This is a genomic window from Streptomyces litmocidini, assembly GCF_014649755.1.
Taxonomy (GTDB): Bacteria; Actinomycetota; Actinomycetes; order Streptomycetales; family Streptomycetaceae; genus Streptomyces; species Streptomyces litmocidini.
Genome location: NZ_BMTQ01000006.1, coordinates 60,365 through 75,608 on the forward strand (window position 1 = coordinate 60,365; position 15,244 = coordinate 75,608).

15 protein-coding genes are annotated in these 15,244 nt (G+C 73.6%); 3 read left to right on the forward strand and 12 right to left on the reverse strand.

Going from position 1 to position 15,244, the window contains the following annotated elements; all coding sequences use genetic code 11:
* Positions 1 to 17 precede the first annotated feature (17 nt).
* Positions 18 to 1,037 carry a hydroxyacid dehydrogenase gene (locus IE180_RS15205; RefSeq protein ID WP_190157688.1) on the forward strand — a complete coding sequence of 340 codons (1,020 nt, stop codon included), beginning with the start codon at positions 18 to 20 and terminating at the stop codon, positions 1,035 to 1,037.
* Here IE180_RS15205 and IE180_RS15210 read toward each other — a convergent pair.
* Positions 1,014 to 4,397, reverse strand: a complete 3,384-nt coding sequence (locus IE180_RS15210; RefSeq protein WP_190157424.1) for a hypothetical protein — start codon at positions 4,395 to 4,397, stop codon at positions 1,014 to 1,016. The genes IE180_RS15205 and IE180_RS15210 overlap by 24 nt on opposite strands.
* 73 nt (positions 4,398 to 4,470) lie before the next feature.
* Between IE180_RS15210 and IE180_RS15215 the strand changes: the two genes are divergently transcribed.
* Positions 4,471 to 5,172, forward strand: coding sequence for an ester cyclase (locus IE180_RS15215; protein ID WP_190157425.1), 702 nt, complete (start codon positions 4,471 to 4,473; stop codon positions 5,170 to 5,172).
* Positions 5,173 to 5,247: 75 nt separating this feature from the next.
* On the opposite strand, the gene groL is transcribed toward IE180_RS15215, so the two are convergent.
* From groL to IE180_RS15235, 4 genes are all read right to left on the reverse strand, one after another.
* Positions 5,248 to 6,876, reverse strand: a complete 1,629-nt coding sequence (groL, locus tag IE180_RS15220) for a chaperonin GroEL (protein ID WP_190157426.1) — start codon at positions 6,874 to 6,876, stop codon at positions 5,248 to 5,250.
* Positions 6,877 to 6,995: 119 nt separating this feature from the next.
* Complete coding sequence (gene groES, locus IE180_RS15225) at positions 6,996 to 7,304, reverse strand: co-chaperone GroES (protein WP_017239619.1); 309 nt, start codon at positions 7,302 to 7,304, stop codon at positions 6,996 to 6,998.
* Between the two features lie 146 nt (positions 7,305 to 7,450).
* Positions 7,451 to 7,738 (reverse strand): hypothetical protein, encoded by a 288-nt coding sequence (locus IE180_RS15230; RefSeq protein ID WP_190157427.1) that lies wholly within the window; start codon positions 7,736 to 7,738, stop codon positions 7,451 to 7,453.
* The gene (locus tag IE180_RS15235) at positions 7,735 to 8,682 is read right to left on the reverse strand and encodes a polysaccharide deacetylase family protein (protein WP_229860497.1); all 948 of its coding nucleotides are present in this window, start codon (positions 8,680 to 8,682) and stop codon (positions 7,735 to 7,737) included. The genes IE180_RS15230 and IE180_RS15235 overlap by 4 nt, the downstream gene beginning before the upstream one ends.
* A 100-nt stretch (positions 8,683 to 8,782) precedes the next feature.
* On the opposite strand from IE180_RS15235, the gene IE180_RS15240 reads away from it, so the two are divergent.
* Complete coding sequence (locus tag IE180_RS15240; RefSeq protein WP_229860498.1) at positions 8,783 to 9,973, forward strand: THUMP-like domain-containing protein; 1,191 nt, start codon at positions 8,783 to 8,785, stop codon at positions 9,971 to 9,973.
* On the opposite strand, the gene IE180_RS15245 is transcribed toward IE180_RS15240, so the two are convergent.
* From IE180_RS15245 to rimI, 7 genes are all read right to left on the reverse strand, one after another.
* Positions 9,912 to 10,577 (reverse strand): hypothetical protein, encoded by a 666-nt coding sequence (locus tag IE180_RS15245; protein ID WP_190157429.1) that lies wholly within the window; start codon positions 10,575 to 10,577, stop codon positions 9,912 to 9,914. The two genes, IE180_RS15240 and IE180_RS15245, sit on opposite strands and share 62 nt — an antisense overlap.
* Before the next feature lie 123 nt (positions 10,578 to 10,700).
* Positions 10,701 to 11,912 (reverse strand): RNA polymerase sigma factor, encoded by a 1,212-nt coding sequence (locus IE180_RS15250; protein WP_190157690.1) that lies wholly within the window; start codon positions 11,910 to 11,912, stop codon positions 10,701 to 10,703.
* A gap of 64 nt (positions 11,913 to 11,976) precedes the next feature.
* On the reverse strand, positions 11,977 to 12,342 hold the full coding sequence (locus IE180_RS15255) for a YciI family protein (protein ID WP_190157430.1): 366 nt from the start codon (positions 12,340 to 12,342) through the stop codon (positions 11,977 to 11,979).
* Positions 12,343 to 12,476: 134 nt separating this feature from the next.
* Positions 12,477 to 13,325 carry a polysaccharide deacetylase family protein gene (locus tag IE180_RS15260; protein WP_190157431.1) on the reverse strand — a complete coding sequence of 283 codons (849 nt, stop codon included), beginning with the start codon at positions 13,323 to 13,325 and terminating at the stop codon, positions 12,477 to 12,479.
* Between the two features lie 46 nt (positions 13,326 to 13,371).
* The gene (locus IE180_RS15265) at positions 13,372 to 13,641 is read right to left on the reverse strand and encodes a hypothetical protein (protein WP_190157432.1); all 270 of its coding nucleotides are present in this window, start codon (positions 13,639 to 13,641) and stop codon (positions 13,372 to 13,374) included.
* Complete coding sequence (tsaD, locus tag IE180_RS15270; RefSeq protein WP_190157433.1) at positions 13,638 to 14,738, reverse strand: tRNA (adenosine(37)-N6)-threonylcarbamoyltransferase complex transferase subunit TsaD; 1,101 nt, start codon at positions 14,736 to 14,738, stop codon at positions 13,638 to 13,640. Before tsaD ends, IE180_RS15265 begins: the two co-directional genes overlap by 4 nt.
* Positions 14,738 to 15,202, reverse strand: coding sequence for a ribosomal protein S18-alanine N-acetyltransferase (gene rimI / locus IE180_RS15275; RefSeq protein WP_190157691.1), 465 nt, complete (start codon positions 15,200 to 15,202; stop codon positions 14,738 to 14,740). The genes tsaD and rimI overlap by 1 nt, the downstream gene beginning before the upstream one ends.
* Positions 15,203 to 15,244: the final 42 nt, after the last annotated feature.

Below are 15,244 nucleotides of genomic sequence, written 5' to 3' on the forward strand. Positions count from 1 at the left end.
GAAGGCCCGTGACCACCATGCACCCCACCACTGACAACCGCCCGACGCTCCTGCTCGCGATGGGCCCCGGAGTCGACGAACGCCTCCTCACGCCCGCCCACCGCACCCGCCTGGCCCGGCTCGCGCACACCGACCCCCACCTGGTGGCCCACGACCTGACCGCCCCCGGCCCGCGGGTCACCGCCGCCCTCGCCGAGGCCGAGCTCCTCCTCACCTGCTGGGGAGCCACCCCGCTCACCGCCGAGGTCCTCGACCGCGCGCCCCGCCTGCGGGCCGTCGTCCACGCGGCCGGCTCCGTCAAGCACCACATCACCGACGCCTGCTGGGAACGGGGCCTGCGCGTCACCTCGGCCGCCGCCGCCAACGCGCTGCCGGTCGCCGAGTACACGCTCGCCGCGATCCTCTTCGCCGGGAAGCGGGTCCTGCGTTCGGCCCAGCGGTACGCCGAACTGCGCACCGACCACGCCTGGTTGGAGGAGTCCGCCGCCTGGGGCAACCACCGCCGCACGATCGGCATCGTCGGCGCCTCCCGCATCGGCCGCCGGGTCCTCGAACTCCTCCGCCCCTTCGACTTCGAGATCCTGCTGTACGACCCGTACGTGACGACCCCGCCGCCCGGCACCGCCCTCGCCGGCCTCGACGAACTCTGCGCCCGCAGCACGATCGTCTCGGTGCACGCCCCGCAACTCCCCGCCACGCACCACATGATCGGCGCGGCACAGCTCGCCGCGATGCCGGCCGGCACGACCCTGATCAACACCGCCCGGGGCTCCCTGGTCGACGAACGGGCCCTCCTCCCCCACCTCGTCTCGGGCCGCCTCCACGCGATCCTCGACGTGACGGACCCGGAACTCCCCTCGCCCGACTCCCCGTTGTGGACGCTCCCGAACGTCCTCCTCACCCCCCACGTCGCCGGCTCCCTCGGCAACGAACTCCACCGCATGGCGGACCAGGCGCTGGAGGAGGTGGCGCGGTACGCCCGCGGCGAGCCCTTCGCGGAGGAGGTGCGGGCCTCAGACCTCCAGCGCTCGGCGTAGCCGCTCGGCCTCTTCGAGGACGAGGGGGACGGCGTCGGGGGCGCAGTGGAGGACGGCGGGCAGGGCCTCGTGCCAGGGCCCGAGGTGCAGGGCGAGGGCGGCGTGCTCCCGGGCGCGCGCGGTGTCGGGATGCGCCAGGGCGAGGGCCACGTGGGCCGGGGCGCAGACGGCGCCCAGGGGCGCGAGTTCGTCGAGGAGGACCTCGGCCTGCTCGTACGCGCCGCCCCGGGCGAGCGTCCCGGCGAACCGGAGCAGCTGCCGGTCGTCCGCCGCGGTCGCGCGGGCGTGTTCCAGGGCCGGCCCGTACCGGCCCCCCGCGAGGAGCCCCGCCAGGAGGTGACCGGCCTCCTGCCACCCGCCTGGCGACGACGCGTCGCAGTGGCGCGCCCCCTCGTCGAGGAGATCCGCGGCCGCCCGCTCGTGACCGCAGCCCCGCAGGGCCCGGACGACGGGGCCGAGCGGCCGGAGGTTCCGGAAGAGGGAGCGGTACGTACGGTCCACCGCCCGCCTCAGCAGGCGGTCCGCCTCCTCGTGCCGCCCCTCGGTGTGCAGGGCCAGGGCGATGTCGGCGCACGCCCGGATCGTGTGCGGGCGCGCGGCCAGGGCACGATCGGTCTGCCCGGCCGCGAGCAGCTCCTGGACCAGGACGTCCATGACGTCGAACCGGTCCTCCCAGAGCTTCGCACCCCGCACGTGCTCCTCGGCGGCACCGGGGGCGCCCGCCCGCACCAGGGCCCTCAGCGCCGGGCGGGCGAGCCCCGCCCGCGACCGGCGTTCCTCCGCCACCAGCCGCCACGCCTCGTCGCCCCGGCCGCGGGCGGCGGCGGCGCGCACCCGGACCCCCACGGTTCCCGGGCCGTGGGTCGCCCCGCGAACCAGGCCGAGCACGAGGTCGGGGCGGTCCGCGTCCGCCAGCGTCTCGGCCACCGTCCCCAGGGTTCGCCGCTGCTCGTCCCGCCGGGGCCTGCGGCTCGCGGCCTCGGTCGCCCGCAGCAGCCCCGCCGCCCGCGCGTGGTGCCGCTCACCCGCCCTCGTCAGCGCGCGCGCCAGGACCACGGTGGCGGCAGGCGCCCAGACGGGGCCCGGCACGGCACGCTCCGCCTCCTCGACGCGGCCCGCGCGGACCAGGGCGCGGATCCAGGCCTCGTTCACCCGGTGGCGTTCGGCCGCCGTCCAGTCGTGCGTCGCCGCCAGGTCGATCCGGTCGAGAGCGCCCGCCTCCGCCCAGGCGCGGCACACGTCCGCACAGCCCGCGTCCCGCCGGGGCCCGTCGAGGCCGAGCGCCAGCTCCCAGGAACGCTCGGTCTCGCCCGTCCGCGCGAGGGCCGTGGCCAGCGCGCCGCGCAGCGATTCCCTCCAGTAGGGCAGGTCCTCGTACCGAGCGGCCAGTTCCTCGGCCTCCGCGACCGCACCGGACTCCACCAGGAGGGACATCAGCAGCGGCGGGGTGTCGCGCTCCGTACCGAAGGGGAAACTCCAGGGTTCCGCCACGGCCTCGGCGACGAGGGAGGCGGCCCTTTCCGCGCGGCCGGCGCGCCGCAGGACCGCAGCCGTGGCCAGCAGGCCGATGGCGCGGGCGACGCCGTCCGAGGACCGCGCGAACCCCTCCGCGTCGGCCACCCGTCCGGTCCCGGCGAGGCCGCCGCACGCGGCCGCGACGGCCGGCAACCTCCCCTGTGCGTCCGTCACCTCCGCGCAGAGCGCCAGCGCCCGCTCCGGTTCCCCCGCCCGGCACCACGCCTCGACGAGGCCGGGCAGGCAGGCGTTCCCGGGCGTCTGCCGGAGCGGCCGGAGGAACCGCCCCGGCGGCAGGGCCCGCCACAGCCGTTCGGCCCGCTCCAGCCGTCCGAGCGCGATCCACGCCTCGACCAGGTACCGCCCGACGGCCGGGTCGCTCTGCGGCAGCGCGGCATGGTCCCCGGCCTCCGCCGCGGTCATGTACGCGCGGGCCCGCTCGCCCTTCTCGTAGAGGACGGGCGCCACCCCGCACAGGGCCCGGGCGGCGGCCGACGGTTCGAGGCCGCGCGCCAGCGCGAGCGCCCGGTCGGGCTCGCCGAGCTCCGCCCAGGCGGCCGGCAGCTCGACCGGGACGTGCCCGTTCCGGTCCCGGAGCCCGGTGCGGCGCAGCGCGAGCCGCAGCAGCGTCCGCACCAGGTCCGGCCGGTCACCGCCCGCCAGGACGATCTCCCCGGCCACCCGTACCTCTCCGAGGGCCACCCCGTCCCCACCCGTCGCCGCGAGCAGCCGGTCGTGCCGTACGGCGTCCAGCGCGCAGCCCACGACCCCGTTCACGTCCCCGGCGGCCCGCAGCATCGGCACGTATCCGTGCAGCAGGTACTCCGGCGTCCCCTCCGGCCAGCCCCGCCGCCGCCAGTTCTCCGACCAGTCGCGCAGCACCGCCCGCCACCGGCCGAGTTCACGCTCCCCCAGCATCTCCCGTGCCCCGGCGGCCAGTTCCTCGTGCGCGAGCAGGTAGGAATCGCCGCGCACCGCGAACGTCCGGCCCGGCCCCGTCCGCAGAACGTCCCTGACCCGGAAGGGGACTTCGTCGGTCAGTTCCGCGAGGTCGTCCGCCGTCAGACCACCGCCCGCGGCCGTGAGCAGGGCGAGGAGGTCGTACGGGAGCCCGCCCGCCTCCAGGAGGTGCTTCAGCTCGCGTTCGGCCTCGACGCGGATCGCGCGGGCCTTCGGGGACGGGGCGAGGATCCGCACGATCGCGGGGTCCCGCAGGGGGTGGTCGTCGGGGACGTCGCCCGGGAGCGGCGGATTGAGGCGGCCGGAGACGACGACCGGCAGGTCGTACGGGAGCAGGGCGGCGATCGAGTGGGCGTCCGGGCCGGTGGTCACGCCCCGGTCCTCGTCCAGGCCGTCCACCAGGAGGACGAGGCGCTCGCCGCGCCCGGCGCAGACGCGGACGGCCGTCCGGTGGAGGCGCAGCAGATGGGCCTCCCTGGTCGCGGGGGTGAGCAGTGCGGGCAGTCCCTCGCCCGCCAGTTCGGCGAGCTGCTCGATGACGACCTCCGCGTACGCGGCGGCGTCGTTCTGGGCGGCCCGGCGGGCGGTGACGAAGAAGGGGACGATCCGCACCCCGGCCGGCGGGTTGAGGGCGAACCACGCCATCAGCGCCGACTTCCCCGCCCACGCGTCCGCCCGCCACCACTGGTATCCGCGTCCCGTCCGGCAGAAGGCGGCCAGTTCGGCCAGTTCCTCCTCCCGGTCGAGGAGTTCGGGCGGGGCGATCCTGCGGAGCTGTTCGCGGTAGGCCGAGGCGACCTCCGGCGCCGCCCCGGCCCCCACCCGGTTGCCGTCGCCGATCACCACGATTCCCGCGCCGTTGTCGACGCCGATCCCCCGCTCCACGCCCCCATGCTGCCAGGGCATCCGCGCCCCGCCGACCTAGACTGGAAAGATCCCACCTGGGTCGGGAGGCGTCATGACATTCGTGCAGATCATCGACTGCAGGACGAGCCGGGTCGACGACCTGAACCGGTTGATGGACCGGTGGGTCGAGCAGACCAAGGGCAAGCGGACCGCGACGCACAGCATCGTCGGGAAGGACCGTTCCGACGCCTCGCACGTCGTGGAGATCGTCGAGTTCGCCTCGTACGACGTGGCCATGCGGAATTCGCAGCTCCCCGAGACCGACCGGATCTTCCGGGAGATGGTCGCGCTCTGTGACGAGATGCCGACCTTCACCGATCTGGACGTGGTCCGGGACGAGCAGATGTTCAAGGCGGCGTCCCGCCGGTTCTTCGAGCTGCTCTCGGAGGCCGGGGAGCTCCCGCCGCTCGACGAGGTGTGCGCCGAGGGGTACCACTCCCACGATCCGAGCACGCCGAACGACTCGTACGGCATGGACGCGCTGCGGCGCGAGGCCGAGATGTGGCGGGCGGCCTTCGACTTCGGCTTCACCGTCGAGGACCAGATCGCCGACGGCGACCGGGTCTGCACGCGCTGGACCTGGAACGGGACCCATGTCGGCGACTTCATGGGGCTCCAGCCGACCGGGATGGAGGCGAGCATGACCGGGATGCTCGTCCAGCGCTTCCGGGAGGACGGCAAGGCCGTCGAGGGCTGGTGGCAGTACGACCTGCTCGGGCTGATGGAGCAGCTCGGGGCCGTGGACGCCCCCTAGGGACGGGCCCCGGAAAGAGGTGGGCCCGGTGCTCCCGCGACGGGAGCACCGGGCCTCAGCCGTTGATCAGCTGCCTCAGTGGGAGTGGCCGTGACCGTGGCCGTGGCCGTGGTCCGCCGGCTCCTCTTCCTTCTTCTCCACCACGAGGGTCTCGGTGGTGAGGAGGAGGGAGGCGATGGAGGCGGCGTTCTCCAGGGCGGAGCGCGTCACCTTCACCGGGTCGATGACGCCGGCCTTGACCAGGTCGCCGTACTCGCCGGTGGCGGCGTTGAAGCCCTGGCCCTTGTCGAGCTCCGCCACCTTGGAGGTGATGACGTAGCCCTCGAGGCCGGCGTTCTCGGCGATCCAGCGCAGCGGCTCGACGGCGGCGCGGCGGACGACGGCGACACCGGTGGCCTCGTCGCCGGTCTTGTCGAGGTTGCCCTCGAGGACCTTGACGGCGTGGACGAGCGCGGAGCCACCACCGGAGACGATGCCCTCCTCGACCGCGGCGCGGGTCGCGGAGATGGCGTCCTCCAGGCGGTGCTTCTTCTCCTTCAGCTCCACCTCGGTGGCGGCGCCGACCTTGATGACGCAGACGCCGCCGGCGAGCTTCGCGAGGCGCTCCTGGAGCTTCTCGCGGTCCCAGTCGGAGTCCGTGGACTCGATCTCGGCCTTGATCTGGTTGACGCGGCCCGCGACGTCCTCGGAGTTGCCGCCGCCGTCGACGATGGTGGTGTCGTCCTTGGTGACGGTCACGCGGCGGGCGGTGCCCAGCACGTCGAGACCGGCCTGGTCGAGCTTGAGGCCGACCTCCTCGGCGATGACGGTGGCGCCGGTGAGGGTGGCCATGTCGCCGAGCATCGCCTTGCGGCGGTCACCGAAGCCGGGGGCCTTGACGGCCACGGCGTTGAAGGTGCCACGGATCTTGTTGACGACGAGGGTGGAGAGGGCCTCGCCCTCGACGTCCTCGGCGATGATCAGGAGCGGCTTGCTGGCGCCGGCCTGGATGACCTTCTCCAGGATGGGCAGCAGGTCCTGGATCGAGGAGATCTTGCCCTGGTGGATCAGGATGTACGGGTCGTCGAGGACGGCCTCCATGCGCTCCTGGTCGGTCACCATGTACGGGGACAGGTAGCCCTTGTCGAAGGCCATGCCCTCGGTGAAGTCGAGCTCCAGGCCGAAGGTGTTGGACTCCTCGACGGTGATGACGCCGTCCTTGCCGACCTTGTCCATCGCCTCGGCGATGAGCTCGCCGACCTGCTGGTCCTGCGCGGAGAGCGCGGCGACGGCGGCGATGTCGGACTTGTCGTCGATCGGGCGCGCGGTGGCGAGGAGCTCCTCGGAGACGGCCTTGACGGCGGCGTCGATGCCCTTCTTCAGGGCGGCCGGGGAGGCGCCGGCGGCGACGTTGCGCAGACCCTCGCGGACCAGGGCCTGGGCGAGCACGGTGGCGGTGGTGGTGCCGTCACCCGCGATGTCGTTGGTCTTGGTCGCCACCTCCTTCACGAGCTGGGCGCCGAGGTTCTCGTACGGGTCCTCGATCTCGACCTCGCGGGCGATCGTGACACCGTCGTTGGTGATGGTGGGGGCGCCGAACTTCTTGTCGATGACGACGTTGCGGCCCTTGGGGCCGATCGTCACCTTCACCGTGTCGGCAAGCTTGTTGACGCCGCGCTCAAGGGCGCGACGGGCGTCCTCGTCGAACTTCAGGATCTTCGCCATGGGAGCGGTTCAGCCCTCTCGGATTCGGGTGGAACGAACCGCGCCCCGGGGCGCCTGGGAAAGGGGCCTCGGGGCGCAGCTCAAAGCATCTGCTTCAGGTACTTCGGTACTTCGGAGAATTACTTCTCGACGATCGCGAGCACGTCGCGGGCCGAGAGGACGAGGTACTCCTCGCCGTTGTACTTCACCTCGGTGCCGCCGTACTTGCTGTACAGCACGATGTCGCCGGTCTTGACGTCGAGCGGCAGACGCTCGCCGTTCTCGAAGCGGCCCGGGCCCACGGCCAGGACGACGCCCTCCTGGGGCTTCTCCTTGGCGGTGTCCGGAATGACCAGGCCAGAGGCGGTGGTCTGCTCGGCGTCGAGCGGCTGGACCACGATGCGGTCCTCGAGCGGCTTGATGGCAACCTTGGAGCTGGTGGTCGTCACGATCCGACCTCCCCCTTCGGAGATCTCACGGGGTTAACTGTCTGAGGTGGCGACCAGGTGGATCCGTCGTCGCGGGTGCCGGACCTGCCCGTCGCTGTGTTGGCACTCTCCGGTGGGGAGTGCCAGAGCCGAGACTATGACCGCGGTTAGCACTCGGTCAAGCGGAGTGCCAATTCATCGCTCCGTGGCGTGACGATCCGCGTGACCGTGCGGGGCGCCCGGGCCTCTTCGCAGCGCTCGGCGTCGACCGCGGCCCGTACGTGCTGGACCGGCGAGGGGCGGGGGTGCACCCGTTCCGCCGCCTTCCGGCCGAGCCGTTCGATGGGGTCGACCGAGGAGGCGCAGGCGGGGAGGGCGAGGAGCGCGCCGGTCACGGCGAGGGCGGCGACCCACCTCGTACGCGGTCCGCGAGTCGCACGCGGTCCTCGGGTCATACGTAGTCCTCGAGTTTCGCCACCGCGTACCCCTTGGACGTGATCACGTTCATCACACGGCGGATCATGTCCGGCATGGTGCCCTTCCAGTCCTCCTTGCCGCGGAAATGGGTGAGCACGATGTCGCCGGGGTGCAGGTCCCGGTCCCACTCGCGCCATTCCATGTGGTCGGGGAAGGCCTCGGCGGCCCAGAGCGGGACGGCCTTGACGCCGCAGCTCCTGGCCGCGCGCAGGGTGTCCTCGTTGTAGTTGCCGTACGGCGGGCGGAAGAGCGGGGGCCGCTTGCCGAACTGCTTCTGGATGACGTCCTGCATGCCGCAGATCTCGCGCTTCTGTTCGCCGTACGAGAGGGCGGGCAGGTAGCGGTGGTGGAGGGTGTGGTTGTGCAGGGAGACGCCGGCCTCCTGCGACTTCTGCATCCTCGCGAAGTAGCCGTAGTCGTCCTTGACGACGTAGTCGCTGAGGAAGGCGCTGTAGGGGATCCGCAGCTCCTTCATCATCGTGAGCAGCCGGGGGTCCTTCTCCGCGCCGTCGTCGATCGTCAGGAAGACGACCTTCTGCTTGGTCGGCACGGTGGTGAAGACGGGCGGGAGGCCCTCGCCGTCCGTCTCGAAGCCCTTGCGGGTGGTGATCTTCGGCTTGACGGCGGGTGGGGCGGGGGCTTCGAGCGGGGGTTGGGCGAGGCCCCACTTCTTGGCGGCGAGCACGCGGGCGGCGCGCTGCGCGCGGACCCGTTCGACGTACGCGGTGAGGGCTCCGGCCGCCGGGGCCTGCTGTCCGGCGGCGGGGGCGGGCGCGGGTGCGCCGCGCTCGGGTGCGGCGCCGCCGGAGCAGGCCGTGGCGGCGGAGGCGAGGGCGGCCACGGCGAGCGCCGCCCCGAGTGTCCGACGGGGGCGGTGCGCGCCTTTTGCCATCATCTGGTCCTTTTGTCGTACGAGCTGCATGGCGCCGCATCCTGTCAGCGCGAGAGCTCCTTCCGGGCCGCGACACCGCCGTACCGCACCCGCCGTCCCCCGGCCGGCCCACAGCCCCACAGGCCCCAGAATGGGACGGGTGACCGACCTCGCCTCCTTCGCCGCCCTGCTCGCCCCCGAGGGGCAGGCGCTCCTCGCCGCCCTGCGCGACTACGACCCCGCCCAGGAGCTGGCGGTCGCCTCCCGGCTGCGCCGCGACCACCCCGCCGAACTCGTCACCGCGGCCCTCGGCCAGGCGCGGCTGCGACAGCGGGCGGTGGCGAAGTTCGGCGCCGAGGACGCGTACCGGATGTACTTCACGCCCCACGGCGTCGAACAGTCGACCCGCGCCTCGGTCGGCACGTACCGGGCGGCCCGGCTGAAGGCCCTCGGCGTCGGCGGCGTCGCGGACCTCTGCTCCGGGATCGGCGGCGACGCGATCGCGCTGGCCCGCGCCGGGATCTCCGTCCTCGCCGTCGACCGGGACCCGCTGACCGCCGAGGTGGTCCGGGCCAACGCGGCGGCGCTCGGCCTCGCGGAGCTGATCGAGGTCCGGTGCGCGGACGTGACCGGGATCGACACGAGCCCGTACGACGCGGTCTTCGTGGACCCGGCGCGGCGCGGCGGCCGGGGCAGGATCTTCGACCCCGAGGCGTACTCCCCGCCGCTCTCCTGGGCGGTCGACGCGGCCCGCCGGGCGCCGCACGCCGCGCTGAAGGTGGCGCCGGGCATCCCGCACGAGGCCGTGCCCGAGGAGGCCGAGGCCGAGTGGATCTCGGACGGCGGGGACGTGAAGGAGGCCGTGCTCTGGTTCGGCACGGAGCCGGGCGCCCGCCGGGCCACGCTGCTGCCCTCCGGCGCCGGGCTCACCGGCCGGGGGCTGCCCGATCCGGCGGTGCGCCCGGTCGGCCGCTACCTGTACGAGCCGGACGGCGCCGTGATCCGCGCGCACCTCGTCGCCGAGGTCGCCCAGGAGCTGGACGGCGGCCTGATCGACGAGACGATCGCGTACATCACGGCGGACGCCCTCGTCCCCACGCCGTACGCCGCCGCCTACGAGATCACCGACGAACTCCCCTTCAACCTCAAGAAGTTGAAGGCCCTGTTGCGGGAGCGCGAGGTCGGCACCCTCACCGTGAAGAAGCGCGGCTCGGCGGTCGAACCCGAGGAGATCCGCCGCAAGGTGAAGCCGAAGGGCCCCAACGCCGCGACGGTACTGCTCACTCGGGTCGCGGGAGCCCCGACGATGCTGATCGGCCGGCCGGCGGGCGGGGGGCGGTGAGCCGCACCGCGAGGCGGTAGTGGCCGACGGCCTTCGCCAGGCCGGTCAGCCCCGTGACCCAGAGGATCAGGGCGATGCCCATGCCGTACGCGACCAGGCCGTAGCCGTCGTCGCGGCCGGCGCCCGCCGGGACCGCGAAGCCCAGCCAGAGGCCGGTCCCGCACATCACGAACGACAGCAGCATCCAGCAGGCGCTGAGGACGGGGGCGCGCAGCCGGGCGTCCGTCGGACCGTGCCGGTCGAGGGCCGCCCACAGCGCGAGGCGCTCACGGACGGTCCGGTCGCGCCGCAGGCCGCGGACGGTCAGCCACACGGCCGGGACGAGGATCCCGACGCCGAGGGCCGCCGCGAAGACCCCGGTCACCATCGTCACCGGGTCGGTGAACGGCGCGCCGATCGCGATGAGCAGCACGCCGATCAGCGACCAGCCCAGTGCGAGCAGGAGGAACCGGAGCAGGAACAGCGCGAGCCGCCCGCCGCCGAGCAGCCGCCTGCCGAGTTCGTCGAGCGCCAGCGCCCGGTCGGCGAGCCGCGCCTCCCGGTCGGGCCAGCTCTGGAGTTCGGCCGGCGGGGGCGGCGGGGGGAGCGGGGTACGCGGGGACATGTCCAGCACCCTAAGGCGCGCCCCGCCGAGCCCGCCGGACACCCCCCGGCACCTCCTCCGCGCGGGCTCCCGTCACCGCACGCGCATCCCCTGCGCCCCGCCCCCCCTACGCCCCCGACTCCCCTACGCCCCGCCCGGCTTCCGGGCCCGCCCGAGCAGCAGTTCCCGTTCGCTCTCGTTCCTCGTGAGCGCGGCGGCGCGTGCGAACTCCGCGCGGGCCTCCTCCGTCCGGCCGAGGCGGACGAGCAGGTCGCCGCGGACGCTCGGGAGCAAGTGGTAGCGGGCGAGGGACGGTTCGTCGGCGAGGGCGTCGACGAGGGCGAGGGCCGCGGCGGGGCCCTCGGTCATCGAGACGGCGACCGCGCGGTTCAGTTCGACCACCGGGGAGGGCGCGAGGGCGCCGAGCCGTCCGTAGAGCGCGGCGATGGTCGCCCAGTCCGTCTCCTCGTACGAGGCGGCCCGCGCGTGGCAGGCGGCGATCGCGGCCTGGAGGGCGTACGGCCCGTAGGCGCGGCCGTCCCCGGCGCGGGCGAGGGCCGCGTACCCGCGGCGCACGAGGAGACGGTTCCAGCGGCTGCGGTTCTGGTCGGCGAGGAGCACCGGCCGCCCGTCGGGGCCGGTGCGGGCGGGGGTGCGGGAGGCCTGCAGTTCGAGGAGCGCGCAGAGGCCGTGCACCTCGCTCTCCCCCGGCATCAGGGCGGCCAGGCCCCGGGCGAGCCGCAGGGCGTCCTCGCACGGGCCGGGGCGGAGCAGGTCGTCGCCGGCGGTCGCCGCGTACCCCTCGTTGAAGATCAGGTAGACGACCTCCAGGACGGAGCCGAGGCGGGCCGTGCGCTCCTCCCCGTACGGCACCTCGAACTCCACGCCCGCCTTCGCGAGCGTCCGCTTGGCGCGGGTGATCCGCGCCGCGACCGTCGCCTCGGACACGAGGAACGCGCGGGCGATCTCGTCCGTCCGGAGCCCGCCGACGAGCCGCAGGGTGAGCGCCGCGCGGGCGTCGGCGGAGAGCACCGGGTGGCAGGTGGTGAAGACGAGCCGGAGCACGTCGTCGTCGATGTCGCCGGGGCCGGACGGCTCGGGGTCGTACGCCGCCTCGCCGAGGTCGAGCGTCCGGCCCACCTCGGCGAGCTTCCCGGCGTACGTCTCGCGGCGCCGCACGAGGTCGACGGCGCGGTGCTTCGCGGCGGCCGTCAGCCAGGCTCCCGGGTTGCCCGGGACGCCCGACCGCGGCCACTGCTCCAGCGCGGAGACGAGCGCGTCCTGCGCGAGCTCCTCGGCGATGCCGACGTCCCGGACGATCCGCGTCACCGTGGCGATGATCCGCGCCGACTCCATCCGGAAGACCGTCTCCAGCGTGCTCTCCACCACCGTCACGTCTCACATGACAGCACAGTGCGGGTCAGCCCTCCGGCATCTCCTCGACCTGGCGGACCTCCAGGCCGACCTTCCAGTGCGGCGGGTGGACGGCCAGGAACCGCTTCCCCCACTCGACGGCCTCGGCCATGTCCTTGCACTGGAGCATCGCGTAGCCGCCGACGACCTCCTTGGTCTCGGTGAACGGGCCGTCGGTGAACGACAGCCTCCCGTCCGACCAGCTGATCCGGGTGGCCTCGGCGGTCGGCCTCAGCCCGGCCGTGTCCACCATGGCGCCGGCCTTGGTGATCTCCTCGAAGAGGGCGCCCATGCGCTGCTCGAAGCCGGGGTCGGCGCTCTCCATGTCGATGGTGTTCTCCTCGATGCGGACGAGGGACAGGAAGCGGGGCATGACGACTCCTCGGTGTGCGGTGGGCGGGGCCGTTCCCCGCCGTCCACCCATACGTCGAACGGGATCCGTCCGCATCGACACCGCGCCCGGGAAATTTCCGGGGGCGTCCTGCCGGCCCGACCGGCAGGACGCCCCTAGACGTAGTCCTCCAGGCGCGCCACGGTGAAGCCCTGCTCCTGGATCTTCTTCAGCAGCGTCGCCGTCATCTCGGTCATCGTCCGGCCCTTGAGCTCGGACGGGCCCCGGAAGTGGGCCAGGATGATGTCGCCGGGGTGCAGCTTCCGGTCGCCGCGCTGGTACTGCATGTTCTTGATCTGCATGGACTCGCGCCACAGCACGATCGCGTCGAGGCCGCACTCCCCCGCCGCCGCGCGCGTGGCCTCGTTCCAGTTGCCGTACGGCGGCCGGAAGAGCCGCGGGGTGGTGCCGTACCGCTGCTTCAGCTTCGTCTGCTGGCCGCAGATCTCCCGGTGCTGGGCCTCCGGGGAGAGGGTCCGCAGGTCGGGGTGGGTGAGGGTGTGGTTGGCGAGGCCGTGGCCCTGGGCGAGGAGCGGCTCGAAGTACCGGTAGTCGGCGCGTATGGCGGCGTCCGTGAGGAACATCGTGACCGGGACCTTGAGGTCCTTCATCATCCGGACGAACTCGGGGTCCTTCTCGGCCCCGTCGTCGATGGTGATGAAGACGATCTTCTCGCGGGTGGGGATCTCGCTGACGACCGGCACCGGCCCGCCGGCCGCGCGGACCACCGGCTTGGCCGCGGGCGGGGCGGGCGGGGCGGCGAAGGGCCTCAGGCCCCATCTCCGGTACGCGGCGGCAGCGGCGGCTCCCGGGGCTCCGGGCGCCTCGCGTCCGGCTTCCCTGGTGGGCGGGGTGGACGGGGAAGCCGTCGGGGCGGCGGCCGCGGAGGGCTCCTCCACCGTGCAGCCGGTCACCAGGAGGGCGACGGTGGTCAGGGCCGCCCACAGCGCGATCGTCTTCTTCACGCGCTGTGGGATGCCTCGGAGGGTCGAAAGGTTGCTCGACCCCCGCCTATTCGACCGATTCTTGTTCGATCGACTCGAAACGCCAGCGGTGGACCGGACGGGTGATCAGTTCCGCGTCCGGCTCCGGCAGCTCGGGCAGCTCCGCGTCGAAGGCCTCCGCCTCCCACCAGGTGAGGACGAGGACCCGGTCCTGCGGGGCCCGGAAGAGCTCCCGGCGGACCGGCTCACGGGCGAGGACCTGGGACCGCGCCCACTCCAGGAGCTCGGCACCCCGGCCCCGGGCGGCCCTGGCCTCCCACATGAGCGTGAGCCTCACGAGTACAGGTTCTCCTTGCTGACCTCGTGCACGTGGTCGTGGTCGTGGGAGCGACCCGGCACGTGGGGGTCGGTCACCGGCAGGGACGAGTCCGCCGACAGCTCCAGGTCGGAGGCCGCCCTGCCCCGGGCGACCATCTCGGAGCCGAGGGCCGCGACCATCGCGCCGTTGTCGGTGCACAGGCCCGGCCGGGGCACCCGCAGCCGGATCCCGGCGCGCTCGCAGCGCTCCTCGGCGAGGGCCCGCAGCCGCGAGTTGGCGGCGACGCCGCCGCCGATCATCAGGTGGTCGACGCCCTCGTCCTTGCAGGCCCGGACGGCCTTGCGGGTGAGCACGTCGACGACCGCCTCCTGGAAGGACGCGGCGACGTCCCGTACGGGCACCTCCTCGCCGGCCGCCCGCTTGGCCTCGATCCAGCGGGCCACGGCGGTCTTGAGGCCGGAGAAGGAGAAGTCGTAGGCGGGGTCGCGGGAGCCGCTGAGGCCGCGCGGGAAGGCGATCGCCTCCGGGTCGCCCTCCTTGGCGAGCCGGTCGATGACCGGGCCGCCGGGGAAGCCGAGGTCGAGGACGCGGGCGATCTTGTCGAAGGCCTCGCCGGCCGCGTCGTCGATGGTGGCGCCCATCGGCCGCACGTCGGAGGTGATGTCGGTGGAGAGCAGCAGCGAGGAGTGCCCGCCGGAGACCAGCAGCGCCATCGTCGGCTCGGGCAGCTTGCCGTGCTCCAGCTGGTCGACGCAGATGTGCGAGGCCAGGTGGTTGACGCCGTAGAGCGGCTTGCCCAGGGCGTAGGCGTACGCCTTGGCGGCGGAGACGCCGACGAGCAGGGCGCCCGCGAGGCCGGGCCCGGCGGTGACGGCGATGCCGTCGAGGTCCCTCGCGGAGATCCCGGCCGTCTTCAGGGCGCGCTCGATCGTCGGGACCATGGCCTCCAGATGGGCGCGGGAGGCGATCTCGGGCACGACGCCGCCGAAGCGGGCGTGGGTGTCGACGCTGGAGGCGACGGCGTCGGCGAGGAGGGTGGTCCCGTGGACGATGCCGACGCCGGTCTCGTCGCAGGAGGTCTCGATGCCGAGTACCAGCGGTTCGTCAGCAGCCATCAGATCTCAGTCCCAGTTCCTTGAACGATCAGTCGCATCACGAGCGCGTCGACATTGCCCGGCTGGTAGTAGCCGCGCCGGAAACCGATGGGCTCGAAGCCGAAGCGCTCGTAGAGCTTCTGGGCCCGGGTGTTGTCCACGCGCACTTCGAGGAGGACCTCCTCGCACTCGAAGGCGGTGGCCTCCTTCAGCAGGTCGGTGAGGAGCCGGGCGCCGAGGCCCGTGCCCCACTGGTCGCGGGAGACGGCGATCGTCTGCACGTCGCCGAGTCCGCCGGCGGCGGCGAGCCCGGCGTACCCGACGAGACGGCCGTCGGACGGGTCCTCCGCGACGACGTAGTGGCGGGTGGCCCGCTCTCCCCTGGCGTGCGCGAGCTCCGACCAGAACATCCCCTCGGACCAGGCGTCCTCGGGGAACAGCTCGGCCTCCAGCGCCAGCACGGGCTCGATGTCCCACCAGCGCATCTCGCGGAGCACGGCCCCGGTCGCCTCCCCGGCCCCGGTCAC